Source organism: Bifidobacterium thermacidophilum subsp. thermacidophilum DSM 15837 (assembly GCF_000426425.1).
Lineage (GTDB): Bacteria > Actinomycetota > Actinomycetes > Actinomycetales > Bifidobacteriaceae > Bifidobacterium > Bifidobacterium thermacidophilum.
On sequence record NZ_AUFI01000002.1, the window covers coordinates 1 to 25532 of the forward strand.

Genomic DNA, 25532 nt, shown 5'->3' on the forward strand with positions numbered 1-25532 from the left:
AGGAAAGGCGACTCGCACGAAAACCCCGACCCCCATCAACCGCCCTCGCGGACTCCCACGCAGGACAATCAAACACCCCGCACGGAAGCGGGGACCGGACTGGCAATCATTGACTATAAAAAAGTAGTACAGACACGCTCTTGAGTTCTCAAACCACCACCACACACCCGACAAAACCAACCCCCCAAAGGAAGCCGGCCCGCGAGCGGCAGCAAGAGAACAACATACACCACCAACCCCACCCACGCAAACCAACCACCCAACCACCACCCCACAAACCCTACAAAACACACCCAAACACCGGCGTGTCGAAAACACCACACACAACCAACCAAAACAACAACCAAAACCACCAGACAAACCCACCAACAACCCACAACACCAGCACACCGCGCTTAGTCGCAGCTAAATCCGGTTGCCCTCATACCCATTGCCGCACCCCGAGCCAGATTTGCGTACCCCGACTATTCCCGATTCAATCAGTCAACGTTGTTTCGAGTGAACCATCCGACGGCGGTGCCCCAACTGCACATCTGAGTGACACACTTTCTTTCGAATGCGGAAGGTAATCAAGCACCCCATACCAAGTTCCGTCATCATGTTCCGATGCTTCTCCCCGCGTATTCATCGCCTCCTGGCATGCCAGGAAATCCTGTTTACCGATGCGGTATTTTTGCGGGTACAGATGCTGCAGTGTTGCCTGCGCCTGAACGTAATAGCTTTCCGGCGTATGGTCAAGCAAATCATTGACGGCTTCAGCCGCACCGTGCCAAGTACCTTCTTCGTAACTCACACTCGGTTTGGTGATTACAACTCGTTTCGGCATATCAAGATAGGGGACGTCCAGGAGGTGTCGGACGGCGGATGGCATGAACAAGACAGCACACAGGACGGTGACGATTGCGCCGAATCTCAACACCCAAATGCGAGCTCGAGTACAGATTTCAGGCTGTTTTCGCCATCGAAGCGCGACCAGGACAGTGATGGCGGCAAACCCAATTGGCGTAATGCCGAACATGATGCTTCGCACGAATCTGTTAACGAATACTGACGCAATCATCCACGCGATTGTGACGGTGACGGCTGCTGCAATCGGGATTTTGTAGGCGTTACGATTCTCGTCAGCGGCTTGTCTCTACTCGCGTTGTGCCGTCTGCTGCATCCGGGGAAATTCGATGCGGATCGGTTGGGAATCATCGTCAATCAAGGTATCAGCCGATTGGCGTTCTTGGTTAGAAACTTCGCCGTAGCCCGCTCTGCCAAACGACTCGTTCATCATGAACTCCTCCTCGAGTGATTTGTTCGTTTCCCTCGTGCTTCTCATACCTTTCTTGGTACACGGCATCGCACATGGGTGCGCATCCCATTTTCGGCCTGGACATGCCATTATCGGCAACTGTCTGTATCGGCGTGTCGCGGCGATACGATGATACTCAATCCGGTTGCGAACCACCGCACTCGGAAGTAACGATGGCGCTCCACAAAGAAGGGGCGCAGGCAAAGGAACTGCGAGAATACGGCAGACCAGAATCGGCCAACACAGAAGGGAAAGATGATGGTTCAGCACACAATCTGGCATTGGGGTAAGCCGGCAGATGGGTCCGCGCGGACGCTGCGAGACGCCATGTATGGGGAAGCTGTCGGCGATGCATTGGGTGTCCCATTCGAGTTCAGGGCTCGCGGTACTTTCACATGCACAGGCATGGCACGGGACCGCGCGAATGGAAGCGTCGAAGTCGGAGGTGGAGTTGGGGCTTGGCACCAGCCCGTCGGCACATGGAGCGATGACACTGGGATGGCCTTGGCAACCTGTGATTCGTTGCGGGAGCTCGGCAGAGTGGACGTTGCGGATATGCGTGACAAGTTCATACGGTGGCGCGACAGCCAGGACTACAACGTTGACCGGCGATTCGACATAGGCGGCGCTACAGCGAGCGCACTCGCGATCGGGCACGGATTGGCGGGCGAGCGCGACAACGGCAACGGCTCGCTCATGCGCATCGTCCCGCTGGCGTTCACGGATGCCGGCGACGACGAAATCCGCTCAGTGAGCGCGATTACGCACGCTCATCCGATAAGTTGTGAAGCATGCGTCACGTATGTTCGGTATGCGCGGTTGCTGCGGGATGGCGTGTCGCCGCTCGAGGCATTGCATGACAAACGAGTCGCATACGGTTTGAGCGGAGTCGCTTCTAGAACCACCGCAGGAGTAGGGGCTGATGATTTGACAATCATCCCAAAACTGAATCGAAAGGACGTTGCATCCAGCGGTTTTGTTATCGACACCTTGGCGGCTGCGATCTGGTGTCTGACCACCACCACGAGGTATGCGGATTGCGTGCTTGAAGCAGTCAATCTGGGAGAGGACACTGATACGACAGCCGCGGTGGCGGGTAGTCTTGCCGGAATCGTCTATGGTATGGGTGCGATTCCGGATGAATGGCTGCATCTGCTTCGTGGCAAGGATGTGATTGACCGTTGCACCAATCTTCCAGAAGACAACTGAACAGTGCGGATCGGCTTGCTTTACCGGCTGCGGCGGAGCTGGAATGGGGTTGGCGATTCCACCGGCATCAGGGTCGAGATATATATCGCGTTCCAGGATGTCACGCCGCGAAATCCACGCTGGCGTTCCAACGCTACCGGTCGAGATATCTAGCAGGTACCAGGATGTCACGGATATCCCCGACATCTCGAGAATCCCGGGTGTCTCAGGGCTCCCTGACATACCGGGCACCTCGGGTATCTCGGATGTCCCGGGCACCTTGGATATCTTGGATATCTCGGATAAGCACTTCCTGCCCTCGTTAGATCTCTTCGAGCTGTCGTGAAGACAGGATGACCACGTCTCGACGTTGCCTCGCGATGATCTGTCGATCTTCCAGGTATCGAAGCTTACGCGACAGTGTTTCCGGCGTGGTACCCAGATATGACGCAAGTTCCTTCATCGTCATCGGTATTCGGACACGCCGCGAGCCACCGGCGCTTTTCGACAGGTCGAGCAGATACGACGCAAGACGTTCCTCGACTCGCCCCATCGTGAGAAACTGCGTCTGTTCTTCCACCTTCGCCATTTTGCTGGCGATGGTGGAGAGCAGTCGGATACTCAGCTGCGGATGCGCGTCCAAAAGACGCATAAAATCCCGGCGCAGCAGGACGCACACCATGGTGTCGGCGAGCGCTTCCCCGTACAGGTTCTGGTTGCTGGCACCGAACAGCTGGCTCTCGCCTTCGTAGCCGCCTGGTTCAATCACTCTTAACAGTTGTTCACGACCATTGGAGGTGATTCTATAGACCTTCATGCTTCCCTTGGCCACGATACTCAATTGAGGATCGGAGTGCGGGGAGAAAACGATATCGCCCTTATGAAAGGTGCGGAACTTGGTACTCCGTTGAATATTCAGCTGGTCTTCACCGCTGAGGTCTTGAAATAGCGGTACCAGTTGCACACACAAGTCTTGAGGCATGATATCGTCTCCTTCCCTTCATCGTGTGAGCCACTGCCATGCAAGCTTCCTTGAGAACTGACAAGGATAACCTTCGACACGAAGCATCTTCGTGAGGCGGGTCCCATGCAATCATCTCACACGGTCGTTCTGCACACCATCCTCACGGGATGGACTGGCAGACCAGCCTGCGTGAAGGCCCGGACGATGCGCACAATCGTTCTGCAAAGCCGCCATCACGGGGCAGTCCTCACACTACCGTCCTTACGAAACCAGCCTCATGGACCGGCATCGGAACATTTCAATACCGGACCATGAATGGCAGACCATCAATAGCAGGCCATGAATGCCGAACCGCGCTCACGAGACCACTCGCCTTGGACTCTTTACCGTACAGGCTTGTTTACCGCGCACGTCCCTCGTTCGCGGATTCACAGATGCGGTCCGGCATTCGCTGGAAGAGGTGAGGGTCGCCTTCCCTCGTCCGGGGATTGGCAGATGCGATTGTTCATTGGTCGGGCAAGGCTTTGTCCATCGTGCGGTTACCTTCCTTCGTTCGCGGATTCGTAGATGCGATGCGCTTCCTCGAGCATACGGTAAGTTGCCGCAAGCGTGGGGCAAGCATCATCTGGAATCGTGTAGCCATTGGTGAGATCCCTGATTCGCGTGAGCTCGTCGCCGATCTGGGGCTGCGCACCATTAGCCAACGCGATTCGATCCCGAATGGTTTCGTAACGCTTGCGTATCTCGAACACTTCAGGATGATGCGTTCCATGCGCGCGCGTGATGGCGAGCGTACCCAAGTCGAGTTGCTCTGCATGGCCTACGAGATAGTCGGTGAATGCTGTCATAACTGTCCTTTCAAGTGGCTGAATTCATAGGTTCCGTGTGACTCATCCGATGGTGATGACGTGCATGCGTAATGGCACGGCAACGTCGAGCACCATACGTTTGTCGCTTATCACCGTTGCACCGCGGTTTGAGTGGAAAGCACAGGATATCCGACCTTTTCGATGGCGTGTGCAACAGTTTGTGCATCGGTGAGATCCTCGTCAAACCGGAACGTCACTTTGCTGTTCGCAAACGAGACGTGCACAGTATCCTGGTCGACTCCCGGCACGTTGCGTGCGGCAGCTTCGATCTTGAGCATGCACGACGGGCAGGTTAGCGTATCCAGTTTCAGCGTTGCGGTGTTCATCTTGGTATCTCCTTTCATGCCGGTGGTGTTCACCGACCGGTATCCCCGGCTGGCAGCCGGGACCATTGGTTATGCCACCACGGTATCGATAACGGACCGTGGCTGTCCTTGATAGGCATCAAGTTTTCTGATATTCCAGTGATGGGTTCCATGATTTCCGCCAGTCCGGTAACGCAGCAGTCGCATGCCGTTGAGAATGACCGCCAGCACACTCGCCTCGTGGACGAACATGCCCACGGCCATGGTGAGCCACGTGGTGAGCACTAGCCCGGACAGCAATAGCGCTACCGTACCCACTGCAATCGCAATGTTCTCGCGCATGTTGCGTACCGTATGCTTCGCCAGGCCGTACGCATGCGGCAGACGCGAGAAGTCGGAATCAGCGAGGACCACATCCGAGGTGTCAATAGCCACGTCGGCGCCATTTCCCATAGCGATGCCTACGTCCGCGAGCGCGAGAGACGGGCTGTCATTGATGCCGTCGCCGACAAACACCACACGGTGCCCATCGTCGCGCAAACCGGAAATGACCGCAGCCTTCTCATCGGGCAGCAAGCCACCGATTGCGCGGTCGAAACCGAGTTTCGCCGTCATGAGATCGACAGCACGTTGGTTGTCTCCTGAAAGCAACACGATGGTTTTCGCGCCGAGACGACGCAGCCGTGCGATGTCTTCCGCCACGCCTGGGCGCAGACGATCGCGAATCCCAAGCAGTAGACGGATACTGCCATCGACGGCCACAGCCACAAGCGAATCCCCCTGCATTTCAAGCTCACTGGCATCCTCACGCATACTGGAAGTGAGTGCTATGCCATCGGCTTCCAGAAAGCGCGGACTGCCGACGAGAATCCGATGATTGTCATGTACGGCGCTGATACCGCCGCCTGTCACAACCGACACTTGGTCCACCTGCGGGACAGGAGTATCGCCGAAATACCGCACGATGGCTTTGGCAAGCGGATGTTGAGACTGTGATTCAACCCCGACAAGGTACCGCACGACATCATCATGGGCTGGACCCGAACCAGCATCAAGAGCACTCGCATCGGGAACGGAAGAATCAGGAACGGAAGAATCGCGCGCCGCCACGTCTTTCGTTTCCTCGAAACTGCCGATATGCGCTCCGCCAGCCCCATTTCCCGTATCGTTTGCGACCGGCGTACCGTCATCGTCGTAGCGTCTCACATCCGTCACCTGCGGCACGCCGACCGTAATCGTGCCGGTCTTATCGAACACAAACGTGTCGGCGGAACTCAACCGATGCGTCACCTCGCTACCTTTGATGAGTACGCCGTGGCGTGCGCCGTTGCCGATGCCCGCCATATTCGACACGGGCACGCCAATGACGAGCGCGCCGGGGCAGCCGAGCACAAGCATGGTGATCGCAAGATCGATACGACGCGTCACCAGGCCAACAATAACGGCGATAATGAGCACCGCCGGCGTGTAATACGTGGCGAAGCGGTCGATGAAGCGTTCCTCCTTGGATTTGGAGTCCTGCGCGTTTTCGACGAGCTCGATGATCCTGCCGAACGTGGTGTCCTCACCCACCATGTCGGCGCGGATGGTCAGCATGCCATCATCGAGCAGGGTGCCGGCGGAGGCGCTCGACCCCGCGGCCTTGTCAACCGGGATAGGCTCGCCGGTAATCGCGGATTCGTTGACGAGTCCGGTGCCCGACATCACGGTTCCATCGACGGGAATACGATCACCGGTCGTTACCTTGACAATGTCGCCGACATGCACATCGTCGACCGGAACGGTTTCGAAAGTGCCGTCGGCGCGGCGGACCGCGGCGGATTGCGGCGCCATATCGGTGAGAGCGCTGATTGCCGAGCGCGTCTGGTTCAACGTGTATCGCTCGATCTGTCCGCCGACGAGGAACAGGAATGTGACAATGGCTGATTCGTCCCAGCTGCCGATGAGGAAAGCGCCGAACACGGCGATGCTCACGAGCACGTCAATGGACATGACCCTGACGCGCAACGCCTGCACCGCCTGGATGAGGATCGGCAGCACGCCGATAATCGATGCGGCGATGAACGCCGCGGCGTAGGCCGGCTGCGAGTGTAGGGCGAAGCGCGCGACCAGGCCGGCGGCGATAAGCGCGCCGCTGATGATGGTGAGCTGCGGTTTGTGACGCAGGATGAAACTCTGCATGGGCGGGGACTCCTTTCGTGGTGTCTGTCGCGATGTCTGATGGTGCCCAAGATACGGGCGACGCGCCGGGAAAACATTGACCACCGTCAAGTTCGGGGAATTCCTTCGGGATGTTTTTGGAGGTGGCGGGGCGAGACGGGCGGGTGGAACGATGCGACGGCAGAAGACAGGCCATAGGAAGCGTTCGGGCGCCCTTTCGCGTCGGAAGTCTCTACCACCGCCTATGCAGACACCCGCGCGAGTCCGTTGACAAAAGAGCAAAACCGCATGATCCCGCGGTTTTCTGGCATCCATCATGTGTTCGATACACGTGCGAAAACCTATCCGCCGATTTGCGGGTCCCGCGGCGCGAGACGCCGACGCAATTGCAACGCTTTTGGTCCGTATACTCGCCCCACCCCCAGAAAAGGACCCCACAAACCGAGAAATACACCCCTGGAACTGTATCGAACACCCGGAGATGCAGCTACAGCTTCTCGATTTTGCTCATCAATTCGCTCATCTCCGATTCGAAATCGGTAAATCCCATCTCACGAACAACCACATCCCAATATCCAGATAGATCTTTCCGCAAATCGCGCACGAGAGAACTAACTCTTTGTAGAAACTCCTGATACCGTTTCTTGTCAACGACAAACATGAAGTCCTGAATCAATTGCCAGACCGAGGCATTCCTCTCGTGCGGATGGGCGCAATACAGACGCTCATCGTGTGCACAGATATTCCTGAACTGTCGCACCCGCTGGTAGATGGCATCAAGCCTCTTCACACTGATGGTCTTCTCCGGCAGCCGATGCCGATGGGAATCGGCATAGAGATTCTCGTAACTTTCCGCAATAGCACCGCGAACCTTAGCGGGAACGCATTGATAGAGCCAGAAAGTCTGACCGAGGGTCATGGCGTTGGTCAGAACCCACAGAGGAATCTCTCCATCATGCCTCTCTTGATAATGCAAGAGATACGACTGACAATCGGAACGATTCCGCCCCTCTTGTCGGTCATGCGCCGGTGGTTTGATAATCTTCCGGAGAATCTGAATCAGCGTCCCCGCACTTTCGCTTTTGTCCGCAGCATAATTGTCAGGGTTCAGATATGGATTGACTTCGTCACGATGCTCGGCGCTAAACCGATAAGCCACCACAGTTTTCAACGTGGCCTCAGCAAGCGTGGTGTATTCGAACACGAGATGCCGCAGCTTGCGATCGAACGAGAACAAACGATATATGTCATGGAAAGACGCGCCCCTCTTGTATCGGTCATCCCCGGCCTTGGCGCTCTCACCTTCATCAAGAAAAGGCCATTTATATCCATTGACGACGCTGTAATACCCCTCGCGCTCCAGAATCCATCGCGTACGTGTATCTACCAGTAGGCCGCGGCTCTCCAGACGATTAACCTGCTCGTCGAGTGTCAGGAATGGTTTATCCATTGGAATACGGCCCCCTCGGTATTTCGTATTTCTTCTAGACAATCTTCCTCGGCACCTCAGATGCCCTCTGATGCACTAAACCGCCTCCCACAAAAGCGAAAGGCGGTTTAGCGAACCGGGCGTTGCCCAGCTTCATCGCGCAGATTATTATGCCATATTCGCCCAAGAAAGTCAACTCAGGCATCGCCGAGCGGAGCCTATCATGTGAGACATGACTACGCACGGCACCCAATGAACGAAGGAACACCCATGAAGGCAGGAAACATCACCGGCTACTGGCCGGCCTGCGCGGACGAAACGGCGCGCACGCACGGATACCGCCCGGTCAGCGAGTGCGAGGCTGCCATCGCCGCAGGCACCGCCGGCTCCTGCCATAGCGGCGAAAGCGGGCTTGTGGACTACGGCATCGTGGAGTGGGGCGATGACGACATCGCGTCGATTAACGGAAAGCGCACGCTGTCGGGGTATGTCTTCATGCTCGAGGACGCGATTTTCGGCTGCCCCAGGCTGCACCTGTGGAAAAGCGACGTGTCGGTGCAGCAGGGCGCGGACACGACGGTCGACGACGTGTGGGGGTTGGAGATCGACCCCGAGGGGACAGAGATCATCCCCTATCGATCGATCAGCTCTATACGCGAGGATGCGCGCAGCCGCAATCTGATTCTCACCCTCGACGACGGTACCGAGCGCCCATTCCCCGTGACACCGTTTCCCTTCCTCTCGAAACGCGCCAAGCGCCGTCATCAGCGCGCGGAGGAACTCGCCAAGCTCATCAACCAGCACCGGTAACCGCCGATACCGGGCGCGTCGACCGCTGCCGCACGCTCGACGCGCCCGCGCAGTGCAGATACGCCATTGGCTGTTTCCGGGTCTGCACGACACTCGCTTTACGGCGATTTTCCCTTCTCGCGTTCCCCAACGTAACATGCCCCGTGTCTGCTTTTTGGAAAAAGTGTTGTAATCGACACTTTTTTCCGGAAATAAGTGTCGATGTTGACACTTTTTCGAGTTACGGTGGTAGCTGATAGTGCGGGTGCCTAGAAAAGGAGCAATCGTATGGAACAAAGCATCACGTCAGACACGACAGCCGACATGTTCATGCGCGCGCCGGAATTCCATCGCGCTCTTGATGACCATCTTGCACGATTGCGATAAGCAAGCTCACTTCCCCCGGGTAGACGCCCGGCTGCATCGCGAACAGATACCGCCAATCGATGTCAGCCAACCGATGTCAGCCAACAGGTCCGGTACCGATGGCATTCACCTGTCGTGCAACACCGCAATCGCATGATGGTCAGATACTGACCCCACTCCACCAACGACGAACACTATCCTGCGGTTGTGAGACTCATACGTCACACGGCAAGACGATAGCCCAGCCAAGTAGGTTGATCGCCACCGGTACATTGGCGCCTATGGGACCGGCCAGTCACACAACAGGCAGATAACCAGGCCGAACGGAGCAGGTCGCAACGGTATTCAACCGCCGTGCGGAAGGTCAGTCACGCCGCGAACAGATAGTGAACAGATAGCGGGCAGACACCGGCGGCATCGGCATCAACATCGATTGCACCGAGCGATTGTACTGAGCCGTAGTGCGACCAGCTGATCACGCCACACGCAGATACCGGCGTTACCGCACGCACGACGGTTCCACACGCACGACAGCTGCCACACATACGGCACACGCGAAGCCCCAACACACATCGCGACACGAACAGCACGACACAACTAGCACGACACTGCGGGCAATTCCCCAAATTCCGCGACATTCCGCGGTATGCTAGCGAACGTACGTACCATCACATAGGAATACGCGGGCCGTCAGACCGGTCCGGCGGTCGCAGAGCATGACGAAGGGAGAGCCAATGAACCGGCCGGTGCTGTACACCGACTTCGACGGGGTGCTCAACGCGTTCCCCGACAAGGAAATCCAAGACAACGGCGGGGTCGGGCATACGCAATGGCTCGACGACAACGATCCACGTGCACAGCTCTATAGCACAGAACGCGCATTCGTGCTCACCGGCGACGACATCGTGCGCACCCCATGCGGCTACTATCGCATCCGCTGGTCGCGCAACATCGCGCAGACCCTGCATCGACTCGCATCCGAAGGCGATATCGAACTCAACTGGCTGACGACCTGGCAACCGTACTGTTCACGGATCCTCGACCCGTTGCTCGGCTGGGACCCGCATATCGAACACACCGCCATCTGGTACGACCCCATCTCCTATGAACGCCGATACACCGGAAAACTGAGCACAGTCTTCTCGCGCGTGCGTTTCGAAGCCACCCAAGCCAACCCATCGCCGGTCATCTGGCTGGATGACGAGGAGTGCTATGAGACCGCGGCGGACAGAATCCGCGCACTCTCCCCCAAAGCGCCCGTCCTCATGGTGCGGCCGGACGCCCGAATCGGAATCAGCCGCCGGCAGTGGCGCATCATCCAGAAATTCATCAGGAAGCCTGAGACATTCCCCGAGCTGACACTCGACGAGGAACCGACCATCCGCGAGTATCCGGGACATCTCGGATTCTGATTGAGTTCTTTGGCCGGCGCATGGGTGCATGAAATGCTAAAGCGCGGTTCGCGACTATCTGCGATATCCGCGAATCTTGCAGTGCCTGCCGCAGCGCATCTCGCGCATCAGGGTTCGACGCACCCCAATCCCGGCAGATGCGCGCGCAGATTGCAGGCTGCGCGTGTGCGGACAGCATACGGGGCAGATGGGGAAAATCAAGTGACTCTGATCAAATCTGTAATCAAGGACCGATTCGCGGATTAGTCCGCGAATCCCAACCTTGGGCCCGGTCGGCCGAACCGGACGCATGCCCTGGAGTCATTACAAAACCGCGGACCCACAAGACTCCAGCAATCCCAGCGCTTTTCGCACAGACCCGCCACCCATTCCCCTCTATGCACCAAATCGGAAATCAGAGACCTACCCGCGAATTAGTCCACGAATCTGGCACCAGCACCGCCGAACGGGCCAGGGCAAGGATTGATGTCCAGCCGGATAATGGCTCAATCACGCGATTCCGCACTCCCGCCTGGCATCGATATCCACGACTTCCCTTGGACTGGATTCGATATCAAGAACCAATCTGCGAATCAGTCCACGAATCCCAGCCTTGGGCCCGGTCTACCGGATCAGGCGTGCACAGGGGCATCATCCAAAACCCCGGAACCGCAAGACTCCCGTTAGTCCGGTGCATGGAAGCGGCCCGACAGCATCACCGGGCGCGGACTACATCCTAAATCAGAGTCCTATCCGCGAATCAGTCTTGGAATCTGGCACCAGCACCGCCGAAGAGGCAAGGGCGCAGATTTCAGCCCGGCCGGAAAATGGCGGAACCACGCGGAATCACACGGCCCATGCTCACACCCAGCATCGTCATCCGTCTCCTTTCCCGGACTGAATCCGCAATCAGGGACCAATCTGCGAATCAGCCCGCCCACAGTGAGTAACCGGCCCGCAAGGCACGCAGAACTTATTGGAATCACAAGGATATCGAGACAGCGCCTCATCCGGCGAGCTCACGTCCAGTTCTCCGGCGGCACCCGAATCCGATATCACGGACCGAACTGCGTTCCAGCCCGAAGATATCGGCGGCACCCCGCACAAAGGACAGCCGCGCGCTTTGCGGTATATGTCGTCAAGTTGACTTGTACGGTGTCATCACTTTTTCCGGACAGTTTCGTCATCCATTCTGGACGGTTTGGGCTGTCCGGTTTCCTATTGGTATTGTTTGGTGTTTCATCAGCGAGTGGGTGCTCCCGTAGGATTCGCCGTGGAACCTGATATACACCCATGGCGGACAGTATCCTGCCCTTGTTTCCTGCGGCGTGCATTTGGGATACGAGCACGTCAAACGCCACACGCGCTTGGGCGCGATCTCACGCGCCTGTACGCAACCGGACACGCCTATTGCAACTACCTGAATCTCGCGCGACACACTCGTATTACTCACACGCCCGCATTCCGCACACAGCCGCATGGAACGCCAAGCAATCAAGCCAAGGCCTAGGTCGGCGGCGCGCGGCGCGGCATCGCATTTCAGCTGGATAGAACGCCTCAAGTAATCACGCCCGCCCCAATACACCACACATCAAAACCGCAGAATTTCAGGCGTGTCCAGGAATTTGACAACATGGTACAACCGTGTATCATGTCAGGTAATGGTACACAGTTGCACCAGGTAGTTACCGACATGATTCTAAGGAGCAGCGATGTAAGGGTTTCCTGAGTTGATACAACGATGTACCACGCATATGTCGCCAATCAACCGGCGTCAGGCCGTCATCCTCCCGACGCACAGCAAACCTCCCACACACCGCTCCGCAGGATCCGTGACCAGTGGCCCGACAAACCACCGGCCCGGCTGTCGGACGAGACATCGCACGCCCCGTCCGACAGCGAAACCAACAGCAACAACAACTGAAGAAACAGACAGAGCAGTCAGAGGAAATATCATGCACAACACACAGAAAGCCTTGGCAGCACTCACCGCGGCAGCAACCATCATCGGCCTCGCAGCCTGCGGAGGCGGCGACAGCACCGCAAGCAAAGGCAGCACCGGAGACACCAGCAAGGCGAGTCTCGTCTTCTGGGGCTGGGACACCGGCCACACCATGAGCAGCCTCATCAAAGACTTCGAAAAGAAGAACCCCGGCATCACCGTCAAATTCAACAACACCGGCACTGCCTCCGACACCCAGACCGCACTGAGCAACGCCATCGCCGCCGGCAAGGGCGCCCCCGACGTGGTCATGCTCGAAGACCCGACCGTCACCCAGTTCGCCGTCACCGGAGACTTGGCGGATCTCAGCCAGTTCGGCGCCACCAAGCTCGCCGACGACTTCACCGCAGGCCCTTGGAACAAACTCCAGCACAACAACAAGCCGTACGCCCTGCCCATCGATTCCGGCCCGGAAATGTTCTTCTACAATGACGCGGTCTTCAAGAAGGCAGGCGTCGACGGCACCAAAATCAAGACGTGGGACGACTATTACGAAGCCGCCAAGAAAGTCAAGGCCATCGGCTCGTACATGACCAACAACTCCGGCTCCTCCATGGAATACCAGCCGTTCACCGCACAAGCCTGGCAGGCGGGCGCCCATCCGTGGAAGGTCAACGGGGAGAACATCACCATCAGCATGACCAAAGACGCCGGCATGAAGAAGTACATCGCCTTCCAGCAAAAGCTCATCGACGAAGACCTCATCGACACGAAGACCGCCAACTGGTCCGACAGCTGGAACCGTGAACTCAATGACGGAACCATCGCATCGCTGACCATCGGCGGCTGGATGCCCGTCAACCTCATGAACGGCGCCCCCGACCAGGCGGGCAACTGGCGTGTCGCCGCGCTGCCGCAATGGACAGAGGGCGCGAAGGCCGCAGCCGAGGACGGCGGTTCCGCCCTCGCGGTCGTCAGCCAGTCCAAGCAGCAGGCCGCTGCCTACAAGTTCGCCGAGTATCTCACCCACGGCAAGGGCGCGCAGACCATGGCTGACACCGGCACCTTCCCCTCCCTCAAGAGCATCCTGAACTCGAAGGACTTCACCGATCCGGACACCGCGGCGAACAAGAAGGTCAACGCGTACTTCGGCGGTCAGAACGTCAACAAGATCCTCGCCGAATCCGCCCAGCGCAAGGTCACCAAGTTCTCCTATCTGCCGTACAACCCGTACGCGCAGTCCAGCTTCGGCGACCAGATCTCCAAGGCGTACAGCAAGGACATCACCCTCGAGCAGGCCTTCGCCAACTACGGCAAGGCACTCACCGACCACGGCAACCAGCAAGGCTACACCGTGACCAACAAGGGCTGACACCCGACCGACACCAGACCTGCCCCGGCGGCAGCCGCACAGCCGCACACGAGAGGCGGGAACAGCTCACAGCCGTCCCGCCTCTCGTCTTCCGCACGCGACACCGTCTTCCAAACCGTTCGCAACACACGGAACCACACGGCATCCCAAGCCAAACGCAACGACGCGTGCATGGGAAGCCGCATCAATACAAGAAGAAGGAAATCATGACCCAAGCAGCAGCAACCGCAGCCGCAACCGCCCCGGCACAGCAATCCGCGAATGATGCACCCGTCAACAAGCACAAGGCCGATTGGCGCGGGTGGAAATTCATGTGGCCGTTCGCAGCGGTATTCATCTTCGTATTCATCATCCCCATCCTGTACGCCATCTACATCAGCTTCTTCCAGAAGCGCATGATCGGCGGCACGAAATTCGTCGGATTCGCCAACTACATCCGCCTGTTCCACGACCAGCAGTTCTGGAGCGCGGTCAGCCGCGTGGCGCTGTTCACCGTCATCCAGGTGCCGATCATGCTGTTCCTCGCGGCAGCCATGGCCCTGGCCCTCGACTCGATGAAGCTGCACGGCACGAAATTCTTCCGCATCTCGACCTTCCTGCCATACGCGGTCCCCGCCGTCGTCTCCACCCTCATATGGGGCTTTATGTACGGCGCGAAATACGGCCTGGTCGGCTCGTTCAACAGCGCTTTCGGTACCCACCTCGACCTGCTTGCGCCAAACGTGCTGCTCGCATCCATCGGCAACATCGTGACCTGGGAGTTCACCGGCTACAACATGCTGATCTTCTACAGCTCGCTGTCCACCATCCCGCACTCCCTGTACGAGGCCGCATCCATCGACGGCGCAAGCGAATGGCAGACCATCAAATCCATCAAACTGCCGGAACTGAAAAGCAGCCTCGCCATCACCGTGATCTTCTCGATCATCGGCTCCTTCCAGCTGTTCAACGAGCCATCCATCATGCAGAACATGGTGCCCGGCAACGCCATCAACACGTACTACACACCCAACATGTACGCCTACAACCTCAGCTTCGCCGGTGGGCAAAGCAACTATGCGGCGGCGCTCGCAATCACGATGGCCGTCATCACCATGGTCATCGCCTACGTCGTCCAGCTCAAGAGCATGAAGGAACAGATGAAGTGAGCCGGCCTTGTGCCCCAGCAACGCAGCCGGGGCACACCCGCAAGCGCCGCCCGCGCATCCACACGAGTTACCAGCAAAGGACCCATCATGAGCAACACCGCTACAGCCAACAGCACCATCAAACAACAACCCCAATCCGCCATGACCGCACGGCAGACGGAACGCGCCGCGAAACAAGCGGAAAAGGCACGCCAGCGCAGAGTGGCAAAAGATGAAGCCGCGGAGCGCAAGCGCGCAGCGAAGGCCGGTTTCGCCAACGTGGCCAACCCACGCCGAAGCACCCTGCTGACCCTCGTCTGCGGCATCTTCGCCGTCTACTGTCTCTTCCCCTTCGTCTACCTCGCCATCAACGCGACCAAGACGCAATCCGACTTCACCTCGACATTCGGGCTCGGGTTCGGCCACACCTTCGCTCTGTGGGACAACATCAGGACCGTCTTCACTTACGACGGCGGAATCTTCGGGCGTTGGCTGCTCAACACGTTGCTGTACGTGATCGTAGGCGCCGGCGGCGCGACCCTGCTGGCCATCATGGGCGGCTACGCGCTCGCGAAATTCCGGTTCCCCGGCCGTAAAGTCGTATTCGCCGTGATCATCGGCGCGATCTCCGTGCCCGGCATCGCCCTGGCGGTCCCCCAATTCCTGCTGTTCGCCCAGCTCAACCTCACCAACACGCCCTGGGCGATGATCATCCCCTCGCTCATCAGCCCCTTCGGCCTGTATCTCATGTGGATCTTCAGCGAACAGGCCGTACCGACTGAACTCCTCGAAGCCGCCCGCGTCGACGGCGCCTCCGAGCTGCGCACCTTCTTCCAGGTTTCCTTGCCGCTGCTGTCGCCCGGCATCGTAACCACCTCGCTGTTCACCATCGTCGCCACCTGGAACAACTACTTCCTGCCGCTCATCATGCTCAAGGATTCCAACTGGTACCCGCTGACCATCGGCCTCAACCAGTGGAAGGACCAGGCATCCACCGCTGGTGGGCAGGCAATCCAGAACCTCGTGATCACCGGGTCGCTGATCACCATCATCCCGCTGGTCATCGCGTTCCTGTGCTTGCAGAAGTACTGGCAGTCCGGACTGGCGGCAGGCGCAGTCAAGGAATAGCCGAGACGACTAGCCGACACAGCAATCAGCTGGATTGTCCGAACCCCAAGGCGGGGTGCAGCACCGAACCGCCGCACCCCGCCACCACCCAGCACATCGCACAACACAGCATAGGAGCGTGATCATATGCGACGCACCTTCCAATGGCCAGCAGTACTCAGCCCAGCAGCGCCCAGTCAAGACCCTCACAGCAACGAGACTGAAAGCAACGGCAATCACCCCACACCGTCGGCGGCGAGCAGGCGCAACCGTATCATCTTCGGCGGCGACTACAACCCCGACCAGTGGCCGCAAACCGTGTGGGACGACGACATCAGGCTGATGCGTGAAGCACACGTCAACACCGTCGCTCTGGCAGTTTTCAGCTGGGACCGCATCCAACCGGAAGAACACCGTTGGGATTTCGATTGGCTCGACCTGATTATCGATAAGCTCGGGCACGCCGGCATCGCCGTCGACCTCGCATCCGCGACCGCCACAGCCCCATTATGGCTGTATGAAGCCCATCCGGAGGTTCTGCCCCGAGACAAATATGGGCATGTGGTCGGCCCCGGCGCCCGGCAGTCCTGGAGTCCCAATAGCCCGGTGTTCCGCGAATACGCGCTCACCATGTGCCGCAAACTCGCCGAACGCTACGGCCGCAACCCCTATGTCACCTCATGGCATATGGGCAACGAATATGGCTGGAACAACCGCGAGGACTACTCCGATGACGCTCAACGCGCCTTCCGCGACTGGTGCCGGCGCACATACGGCTCAATCGACGCGCTAAACGCCGCCTGGGGCACCACGTTCTGGGGACAGGAAATCCATGATTTCGACCAGGTGCTCATCCCGCGCTACATGGGCGCGGACGCGATGGTCAACCCCGGACAGCAACTCGACTTCGAACGGTTCGGCAATGATGCGCTCCTCGACTTCTACAAGGCCGAACGCGACGCCATCGCCGAAATATGCCCGGACAAGCCGTTCACCACGAATTTCATGATCTCCACCGACCAATGCGCCATGGACTACGCGCAATGGGCGCACGAAGTGGATTTCGTATCCAACGACCATTACTTCCACGAAGGAACCCTGCACCTGGACGAGTTGAGTTGTTCGGATGCGCTCGTCGACTCGTTGGCCCTCAACCGCCCATGGTACGTGATGGAACATTCCACCTCGGCGGTCCAATGGAAACCGCTCAATGCGCGCAAACGCAAGGGCGAGCTCACCCGCGACGCGCTCGCGCACATCGCCATGGGCGCCGACGCCATCAACTTCTTCCAATGGCGCGCCTCAGCCTTTGGCGCAGAAGCCTTCCACTCCGCCATGCTCCCCCACGCGGGCGAAGACACCGCGCTCTTCCGCGAGGTCTGTGCACTCGGAAAGACGTTGGACCGGCTCGCGGACACGGGACTGGCGGGTAGCAGACTGCAACGCAGCGACACCGCCATCCTGTTCGACGCACAATCACAGTGGGCGACGCGCTCGCAAACCCTGCCGAGCGGCAAACTCGACCATTGGCATGACGTTCGTGACTGGTATCAGGCGTTCCTGAACACCGGCATGCGCGCCGACGTGGTGCCACTGGCATACGACTGGAGCGGGTACCACACCATCGTGCTACCCACCGTCTTGATGCTCAGCGATGCTGACACTCGCAGAATCCTTGATTTCGCGCAAGCCGGCGGCACAGTGGTCATCGGATATGCCACCGGACTGGTGGACGAGCACTTCCACGTCGGGCTGGGCGGATATCCAGGAGCCGGTCAGGGACTGTTGCGCTCCATGCTGGGGATTCGCGGCGAAGAGTTCAACATCATCGGACCCCAAGCCGATGGGGATGCCGACGCGATCGCATTGACGGCGGCCGAGGCGGTTTCTGACCCCACCAACAGTCACACCACCGCGACGAGCCGATTGTGGCAGAACGTCATCAGCGTCACCGACCCGCATGCGCAAACGCTTGCCTTCTATCACGGCGACGCCGCCGACGATTGGGACCTGGACGGCGTACCGGCGATCACCCGCAACCGGGCCGGCAAAGGCATCGCGTATTTTCTGGGATGCGACCTTGACGTCAACGACCTCACGACGTTCATTCGTCTCAACCTCGATGCAACGAGCGCACCCCCCAATCCGGACGTGCTTCACACCGTGCGTATCGGCGACACCACTGCCTTCGACTTCTACTTCGCCCGCGGCAAGCAGGGCGCGAAAATCAGCCAGGTATCGGGCGAGCCGCTCGTCATATTCCGCGGCTCACCCGGCTCCAACACCGGCTCATACACATTGCAACGCAACGGCGTGCTCATCACCATGAGAAACCTTACGACACCATGCGCCGATGAATAGCGCCGAAATCGGGAACACGCCCTGATTTTGGGATAGAATCAGACGAAAACGGAGGCGATATGAGCGAATCAACACAGGGCAAGAAACGCGCGACCTTGCGCGGAGTGGCCGAAGAAGCCGGAGTCTCGCTGAAAACCGCCTCCAACGTCATCAACCATTCGGGACGCATGTCCGACGCCACGCGAGAGAAAGTCCAGAACGTCATCGACAAGCTCGGATACCGTGTGAATGTCGCCGCGCGCAATCTCAACCGCGGCCACACCGGGGTCATCACGCTCGCCGTTCCCAGCCTGACCCCGCCGTATCTGTCAGAACTCGCCAATAAGGTCATCGATGCGGCTCGAGTCCGCGGATATTCCGTATACGTAATCACCTACGCCGAAAACCCTGCAGCCGGCGTGCGCTCACTTCTCGCCAATTTCAACACCACCGTCTCCGACGGGATGATCCTGTCCGTTTCGGAAGCCGATGATTTGACCGAAGACGATCTTGACGTGGAATATCCCCTCGTCTGCCTCGGTGCCCGCTCCGCCCATGGCAAAGCCGACCACGTCACCACCGACGACGTGCAAGCCGCCAGACAGGCCGCCGGATTCCTGATTGACCACGGCTCAAGCAAACTCGCCGTAATCGGCGCCCGCAACGGGTCCAAGGATCCGGCGCTGGCATTGGAAGCGACCGAAGGCAACGCCCAGCTGCGTTTGCGCGGCGTACTTGAGGAATGTGCGGAGCGCGGGCTATCGCTTGACCCGCATCTGATCGGTGACACCGGCAAGGACTGGTCGATCGGTTCAGGAGCACGAATGGCGCAACACCTCATCGATACCGGCATCCCGTTTGATGGAATCGTCGCATTCAACGACCAGCTGGCGATGGGCGCTCTGTTCACGCTCGCTTCCAACGGCATCGCCGTCCCCGGCGGCGTGCAGGTCATCGGGTTCGACAATATCGACGAAGCCGCGTATTTCCAGCCTCCGCTGACCACTATGGATTCGATGATTGACTGGATTGCGCCCACATCCGTCGAGCGGATTCTCGAGCGGATCAGCAGCGACAAGCCGATCAAACCGAAGGATATCGTGCGCGCGACCCGGGTAATCCGCCGGGCGACCACCCGGGCGTAAGGCGATGAGCCACCCGCGCCGCATCACCGTGCAAACAGCACGGCGAAATACGCCAGCGTGACCACGACGCCGCCGATCAGACCGCCCAGATGGGCCCACATGTTGATTTCCTTATTCGTCAGACCTGGTGCGATGCACAACGCCACGTTGAGCAACACCGCTTTGAAGTCAAGGAACTGGTTGAGCCCGGGGACGAATAGCATCGCCACATAGACGCCCAACAGACCGCATATCGCACCGGAAGCCCCTGCGGACACCACATAGTATTCGCCGCGGGATTTCTGGACCCGCCATGTCAGCAGGTTGCCGCACAATCCGGAGACGAAATACACCACCAGCATGAAGAGGGACCCGCCTAGCAGGCCCGAGCCGAATATCCGTTCAACCAGCACACCCAAATTGAACAGGGAGAGCATATTACACGCCAAGTGGGTGATGCCGAAATGCACAAACATCGATGTGATCATGCGCCACCATTGGCCATGTTCGAGGTCCCAGACCGTCATCGCGCCGAACCGGCGGGCGACGTCGATATTCGTGCTGCCGCCGGAGACGGTTTCGATGATGAACACGATGACGTTGATTGCAATCAGGACGAATGTCGCCGGGGCGATGGTCGCCGCCGTCTGGGCAATGGTGTCCATCGTGGGCCTCCTTCACTACGCGTTTCACCGCAACGGTCCGTTACCGGAGCGGCGCGCCCCGTTCCGTACCCTCGGATTTCAGGGACCGCCGGCATTTTCCGACTGCGGATATCTCGGTGCGGATACCTCGACTGTACCGCCGGGCGGGGTCAAGGAACGGGCGGTTTGAGCCAGTGCGCCTAGGTCTTGTCCGGACTCAAACCACAGCAAAAGTCGCTGTGATTATGCCACCGCGAACTTCCCGACGCGGGAGTACAGTGTCTTGCACGTCACCGCTTGATGTGCAGGCCATCCACACCCGTGTCGGCAACGCGAACGGGAATCGTCCAAGGTCCAGGGAAGGAGGACGCCATGAACCGCCCGGTCATCTACACCGATTTCGATGGCGTCCTCAATGCCTTCCCCGACAGCAAGATCCAACGCCGCGGCGGAGTGGGGCACACCGGGTGGCTCAAGCCCGACGACCCACGCGCGTCCCTATACAGCAGTGACCACGCGTTTCCGCTGACCGGCAATCTTGTGGTCGAGGTGCCGCCCGGCAGATACCGTCTCCGCTGGTCACGCGAGCTGGCTGACGGGTTTCACAAGCTCGCCGTCGCCGGCATGGTCGAACTGGCCTGGCTGACCACCTGGCAGCCGTATTGCGTCAACACTCTCGACCCTGCGCTCGGCTGGAATTCGGACATCGTACATACCGTACGCTGGTACGATTCCGTCACCAATCAGGGACGATTCTCCGGCAAACTCGACACGATATTCTCCCGCCTGCGCTTCGAGACCTACCAGGAAGACCCGTCGCCAATCATTTGGCTTGATGACGAGGAATGCTACCCCGCGCGAGCCAAGTACATCGAAACGTGGAAGCCTGCGGCGCCCCTGCTGATGATCCGCCCGGACGAGCGCATCGGCATCTCACGCCGGCAGTGGCTGCTTATCCGAGATTTTGTCCATCATCCGGACGAGTATCCACCCGTCACTCTTGACGAGGAACCAACCATCCGCGCCCATGCCATGCATCACGGGCTATGAGCCCGACTTCCGCCGGCAGCGCCACACCAGATATCCGATTCCCCCGCCGATAACAGGTCCGCCGGCAGCGAGCGCAATCCAGCACCACACCCGCGTCGTCGGCCCCGCATGCGATGTGCGCCCCCGACCGGCCTCCGCAGTAGCGTTCGGCACACGCACCCCGGAGACCAACAGCCGGTGCGTATTGACGCCATAGGGCGTGCAGGTCATCAGGGTCACCCGATCCTCGGTGCTGGAAATCCGCAATATCGCGGTGTCCTCCGGCTTGATCACCGTCACCCGGTCAACGCGGTATGTCATCGTCGTGCCAAGCACCGTCAGGGAGAAGCGGTCGCCGACGGCCATCTCATCGAGCCGAGTGAACATGGATGCTCCAGCGAGCCCGCGATGGGCGGTAATCACCGCATGGGTCGATGAGCCGCCCACCGGCAGGCTCGTTCCCATCAAATGCCCGGCACCCGCGGACAACACATCCGACGATGTACCGTGTCTGATCGGCAAATGGACCCCTATCGATGGAATCGAAATGGTGCCCATCACCCCATCCTGGGTTTCAAGCGCCAATCGATACGCTTCGGCGGCTTGGCTGTCCTGGGCGACACCGAGTGTCGGCTGCCCGCTTGCCGTCAGCCAACGGTTATACGCCTTCGCTTGAGCGAGCGCCCGCCCGCGTTTTGCGCTCGGCCACGCCGCCACGGCGCGTTCATGATTGTCCGCGATTGTGGCGAGGCGTCCCGTTGACCATGCGCGCACAATCGGTCGCAACACAACACCGAAAATCATCGATCCGAACGGACAGAAAAATCCCTCTCTCCCGACGCCAGCGGCACGACATCGATATCGACATGCTCGACACGGCTCCAGCGTGGGCCTGCTTCCACCACACGCTCGAAACGTTCCAGGTCAATCCCTTCGCCCTGCACCTCAAGCTCGACCGAGCCGTCCATACGATTGCACACCCAGCCGGTCAGCCCGAACCGACGCGCCGCCATCACCGTGAAATAGCGGAATCCCACGCCTTGCACCATGCCGGTCACCAGCATATGCACACGTGAATGCGATGAGGGTCTGTCCGTCTGTGACGCCATACCGAGCCGACCTGGAATCAGATGAACGCGCGCGGGCCGAAAATCGCGGTCCCCACGCGCACGATGGTCGACCCTTCGGCGATGGCGAGCGCCATATCGTTCGTCATGCCCATCGACAGCTCGTGGCAGTGCGCTGTACCGGGCGTGCCGGCGTGCAAAATCCGATCGCGCATCTCGCGCAAGTGGGCAAAGCCACGGCGGATCACCGCTTCGTCATCGACATGCGCGCCGATAGTCATGAGGCCTTGCAAATCAAGGCCTTCGAGCGTTCCGATCTGCTGGGCAAGATCGACGGCCTGAGCCGGGTCACACCCCGACTTCGATTCTTCACCGGACTCATTGACTTCCAGCAGCACGCCGGCGGTGATGCCGCGCGCGACGGCGCGACGGGCTATTTTCTGCGCCAAATCAAGGGAATCAACGGATTCGATGGTTTCGACCACCGGCAGCACCTTGCCGATTTTGTTGCTTTGCAACTGGCCGATGAGATGGAAGGGGATGTGATGCTCGGGATCGTCATCGTGCATATTCCCTTCACCGGCGGCCGCACCCAGCGAAAAACCGCGCAGGGCACACTGCCGAGTCAGTCCCTCGGCTTTGGCGACGACCTCCTGCGGGCGGTTCTCACCGATCATACGGACGCCGGCATCGATGGCGGCTATGATCTCACCGACATCACGCGTTTTCGTGGCGGCGAGCAGCCTGACCGAACCCGGCTCTCGGCCGGCCTCCATCTCCGCCTGGGCAATGCGGTCCAGCACGCGATGCACGCCGTCCGCAATCTGTTGCGCCCGGCCCTCGTCAATGGTCTCGTTCGCCAGATCCTTGTGATCCATATACGCTGTCATGCATGCCTCACATCCGCCCGCGGACACGGCTCGCCCCCGCAGGTTGTCCTGTTTTCCTGGTCCTCATCGTAGTAGGTCTTGTGTATCGCAACGATGATCGTTCCGATGCTCGGCGATGATGTTCCACGTGAAACCATCGAGCAGGTCGGAGGGACGGCAAGGCACAGGCTGCGGCAGCAGCCCCAGCATCCATGCGCAATAGCCGATGATGCGTTCGGGGCTTACGCCTTCCTCGCGCAGCACGCCCAGATCGAGGGCACGATCGCGCTTGGCCAGACGCTTGCCGGAAAGGTCGTCGACCAGCGGCAGATGCGCGAACTGCGGTATTGGTGCGGTTGCGGGCGATGTGGCGGGAGATGTCTGCGCCGGCGAGACGCTTTCCAACGCGCGGCGAATCCACAACTGGATCGCCGTAGACCGCAGCAAATCGCGCCCGCGCACAATCTGGGTGACGCCCATATCGAAATCATCGATACTGACGACGAACTGATACGCGAACAACCCGTCAGAACGCCGGATGACGACATCGCCGACCTGCCGCCCCACATCGATGCGTTGCGGCCCGAACACCTCATCGTCGAAAACGATCGTGCCCACGGGATTGGCTCGCCCAGGCACCGCAATACGCCAGGAATGGCGGTCACCGTGGTCGATACGGGTGTTGCGCTCGGCGGAAGACAAGCGACGGCACGTTCCCGGGTAAATGATGAAACCATCGCCCTCGTTCGGGGCGGATGCGGCGCGAATGTCGGCGCGCGAGCAGAAACACGGGTAGATGAGCGGCGATTCCTCGTGCGGCCCTACGTTCAAGTCTGGGCACACGCCTGTCTGGGCAGTTAGCCGCAAGATATCGCGCGTCAGGATATCGTCCAGCGTCATACCACGCAGGGCATCAAGTATCTGTCGATATCTGTCAAGTCTTGATGACTGATAGACCGGGTCGCCGTCCCAATCCAGCCCAAGCCAGTGGAGGTCATCCATGATCCACCGGTCAGCATCCCGCACCACGCGCAGGGCGTCGATATCCTCGATTCGCAAGATCAGTTTCCCACCGCGTGACCGCACGCCCAGCCAAGCGGCGAGCGCCGCATACGCATTGCCGATATGCATGCGCCCGGTCGGCGATGGCGCCAGACGCCCGATAACCGCTGAATGTTCCACGCTTGCAGTCTATCCGCCCGTGTATCCGGCCGTGCAGCCCTTGTCGCCCGATCTGTCGCCGGGTCCGCACGGAACACATGGAACGCACGGCACGGCCGGTCCATTCAATCCATCCAGTGGAACCAGGCATCGAAAACATGATGCCCGATGTAGCAGTCTTTTTCGTCCTTGCTGGTCAGCAGGGTATCCACCCCCAAGCCATCAGGCAGACGCAAGCGGCCGATTTCGGGGGCGAGTATCTGATACCCATAGTTCGCCAGGATCTCGGGGATGCGCTGTCGCGTATCCCATGGCACGGCAGAGACCAAATCATCGGCTACCGGGAGTTTGCTAAAGCTACCCTTGCCGTCCAATGCCACCCCCGCCTCCACCACCTTCATCAGCGCGGCCAACGGGGCGATTCTGCATATCACCACAGATGCGTACCGGGTCACCTGGTATCCGTCACGAATCTCAGGCTCCGCACCTCTACACGCCAGGCGGATTGCGATAAAACTCGCCCAGCCGCCACTGTCATAATCACTATCCTCGATAGAGAACACCGTGGACTCGGGCGTGCGGCCCAGTTCAGCGGCAATCCGCCGATAGTCAGGCATGGCCCAATCCCCGAAAACTTCCGGCATATAGGAACCAAAGTTATTGCTTATAATCCCCGCAGGCGTTGTGCCCGTAAGCGTGTCGGGGTGTCGGACTTGGTTCCTGTGTCTTCATGGGGTGATGAGGACACGATCGAACAGGGCCCCGGAGTGTGGATTGTGCGGGGCGAGGATGAAGAAGAACGGCCATGACCGGCTCGGACGCCAACGCTGGATGTGCCCGGGTTGCAGGACGACGGGCGCGGTACGTGACCTGTCCAGGCGCAGACGCGCCGAGCTGGCGGAGTTCCTCGGCTGGCTGCTCGCGCCATCGCCGCAGCCGTCCGGGTCGCGCGCGTTCCGCAAGAGGACCTCCTGGTGCTGGGGCCTGCGCCC

Annotated in this window: 22 protein-coding genes and 1 pseudogene; 10 read left to right on the top strand and 13 right to left on the bottom strand. The window is 59.4% G+C overall.

Translation table 11 applies throughout. From position 1 onward, the window contains the following. Positions 1-475: 475 nt before the first annotated feature. Positions 476-1018: a hypothetical protein gene (locus K315_RS10300; protein ID WP_211219724.1), complete on the bottom strand. Its 543-nt coding sequence runs from the start codon at positions 1016-1018 to the stop codon at positions 476-478. A 117-nt stretch (positions 1019-1135) separates the two neighbouring features. Beyond that, entirely contained in the window at positions 1136-1279 is a 144-nt protein-coding gene (locus K315_RS0100255; RefSeq protein WP_155804608.1) for a hypothetical protein, read from the bottom strand. Between the two features lie 345 nt (positions 1280-1624). On the opposite strand from K315_RS0100255, the gene K315_RS09030 reads away from it, so the two are divergent. Next, complete coding sequence (locus K315_RS09030) at positions 1625-2506, top strand: ADP-ribosylglycohydrolase family protein (protein ID WP_033521208.1); 882 nt, start codon at positions 1625-1627, stop codon at positions 2504-2506. A 301-nt stretch (positions 2507-2807) separates the two neighbouring features. Here the strand turns inward: K315_RS09030 and K315_RS0100270 are convergent, their stop codons facing one another. From K315_RS0100270 to K315_RS0100290, 5 genes are all read right to left on the bottom strand, one after another. After that, a complete protein-coding gene (locus K315_RS0100270) occupies positions 2808-3467 on the bottom strand; it encodes a Crp/Fnr family transcriptional regulator (RefSeq protein ID WP_029575681.1) in 660 nt (219 codons plus the stop codon). Positions 3468-3988: 521 nt separating this feature from the next. Beyond that, entirely contained in the window at positions 3989-4297 is a 309-nt protein-coding gene (locus tag K315_RS0100275; RefSeq protein ID WP_029575682.1) for a hypothetical protein, read from the bottom strand. A 110-nt stretch (positions 4298-4407) separates the two neighbouring features. Next, positions 4408-4644: a heavy-metal-associated domain-containing protein gene (locus K315_RS0100280; protein WP_029575683.1), complete on the bottom strand. Its 237-nt coding sequence runs from the start codon at positions 4642-4644 to the stop codon at positions 4408-4410. A gap of 69 nt (positions 4645-4713) precedes the next feature. Further along, positions 4714-6804, bottom strand: a complete 2091-nt coding sequence (locus K315_RS0100285) for a heavy metal translocating P-type ATPase (RefSeq protein ID WP_029575684.1) — start codon at positions 6802-6804, stop codon at positions 4714-4716. Between the two features lie 466 nt (positions 6805-7270). Beyond that, positions 7271-8233 (bottom strand): Abi family protein, encoded by a 963-nt coding sequence (locus tag K315_RS0100290; protein ID WP_029575685.1) that lies wholly within the window; start codon positions 8231-8233, stop codon positions 7271-7273. A 249-nt stretch (positions 8234-8482) separates the two neighbouring features. Here K315_RS0100290 and K315_RS0100295 point away from each other — a divergent pair, with 249 nt between their 5' ends. The 7 genes from K315_RS0100295 (at position 8483) to K315_RS0100335 (ending at position 19791) form a co-directional block, all read left to right on the top strand. After that, entirely contained in the window at positions 8483-9022 is a 540-nt protein-coding gene (locus tag K315_RS0100295; RefSeq protein ID WP_029575686.1) for a hypothetical protein, read from the top strand. Positions 9023-10101: 1079 nt separating this feature from the next. Next, positions 10102-10779 carry a hypothetical protein gene (locus K315_RS0100305; protein ID WP_029575687.1) on the top strand — a complete coding sequence of 226 codons (678 nt, stop codon included), beginning with the start codon at positions 10102-10104 and terminating at the stop codon, positions 10777-10779. Between the two features lie 1934 nt (positions 10780-12713). Then, on the top strand, positions 12714-14072 hold the full coding sequence (locus K315_RS0100315) for an ABC transporter substrate-binding protein (protein WP_029575689.1): 1359 nt from the start codon (positions 12714-12716) through the stop codon (positions 14070-14072). A gap of 206 nt (positions 14073-14278) precedes the next feature. Then, complete coding sequence (locus tag K315_RS0100320) at positions 14279-15220, top strand: carbohydrate ABC transporter permease (protein WP_029575690.1); 942 nt, start codon at positions 14279-14281, stop codon at positions 15218-15220. A 141-nt stretch (positions 15221-15361) separates the two neighbouring features. Further along, a complete protein-coding gene (locus K315_RS0100325; protein ID WP_152571495.1) occupies positions 15362-16327 on the top strand; it encodes a carbohydrate ABC transporter permease in 966 nt (321 codons plus the stop codon). Positions 16328-16453: 126 nt separating this feature from the next. Further along, entirely contained in the window at positions 16454-18667 is a 2214-nt protein-coding gene (locus K315_RS0100330) for a beta-galactosidase (RefSeq protein WP_029575692.1), read from the top strand. A 59-nt stretch (positions 18668-18726) separates the two neighbouring features. Next, the gene (locus K315_RS0100335; RefSeq protein WP_029575693.1) at positions 18727-19791 is read left to right on the top strand and encodes a LacI family DNA-binding transcriptional regulator; all 1065 of its coding nucleotides are present in this window, start codon (positions 18727-18729) and stop codon (positions 19789-19791) included. 23 nt (positions 19792-19814) lie between these two features. Here K315_RS0100335 and K315_RS0100340 read toward each other — a convergent pair whose 3' ends face one another. After that, positions 19815-20435: a rhomboid family intramembrane serine protease gene (locus tag K315_RS0100340; RefSeq protein WP_029575694.1), complete on the bottom strand. Its 621-nt coding sequence runs from the start codon at positions 20433-20435 to the stop codon at positions 19815-19817. Positions 20436-20786: 351 nt separating this feature from the next. Here K315_RS0100340 and K315_RS0100345 point away from each other — a divergent pair, with 351 nt between their 5' ends. Then, positions 20787-21464, top strand: coding sequence for a hypothetical protein (locus K315_RS0100345; RefSeq protein ID WP_029575695.1), 678 nt, complete (start codon positions 20787-20789; stop codon positions 21462-21464). Here the strand turns inward: K315_RS0100345 and K315_RS09035 are convergent. From K315_RS09035 to K315_RS0100370, 5 genes are all read right to left on the bottom strand, one after another. Continuing rightward, positions 21459-22247 carry a class C sortase gene (locus K315_RS09035; protein ID WP_052316521.1) on the bottom strand — a complete coding sequence of 263 codons (789 nt, stop codon included), beginning with the start codon at positions 22245-22247 and terminating at the stop codon, positions 21459-21461. The two genes, K315_RS0100345 and K315_RS09035, sit on opposite strands and share 6 nt — an antisense overlap. Continuing rightward, positions 22244-22507 (bottom strand): acylphosphatase, encoded by a 264-nt coding sequence (locus tag K315_RS0100355; RefSeq protein WP_033521216.1) that lies wholly within the window; start codon positions 22505-22507, stop codon positions 22244-22246. The genes K315_RS09035 and K315_RS0100355 overlap by 4 nt, the downstream gene beginning before the upstream one ends. Positions 22508-22569: 62 nt before the next feature. Further along, positions 22570-23400, bottom strand: coding sequence for a YggS family pyridoxal phosphate-dependent enzyme (locus tag K315_RS0100360; RefSeq protein WP_029575697.1), 831 nt, complete (start codon positions 23398-23400; stop codon positions 22570-22572). Between the two features lie 63 nt (positions 23401-23463). Then, positions 23464-24561, bottom strand: a complete 1098-nt coding sequence (locus K315_RS0100365) for a glutamyl-Q tRNA(Asp) synthetase (protein ID WP_029575698.1) — start codon at positions 24559-24561, stop codon at positions 23464-23466. Positions 24562-24665: 104 nt separating this feature from the next. Then, positions 24666-25184, bottom strand: a complete 519-nt coding sequence (locus K315_RS0100370) for a hypothetical protein (RefSeq protein WP_029575699.1) — start codon at positions 25182-25184, stop codon at positions 24666-24668. A 145-nt stretch (positions 25185-25329) separates the two neighbouring features. Here K315_RS0100370 and K315_RS10895 point away from each other — a divergent pair. Next, positions 25330-25532 (top strand): annotated as a pseudogene (locus K315_RS10895) (IS256 family transposase); the annotation flags it as partial.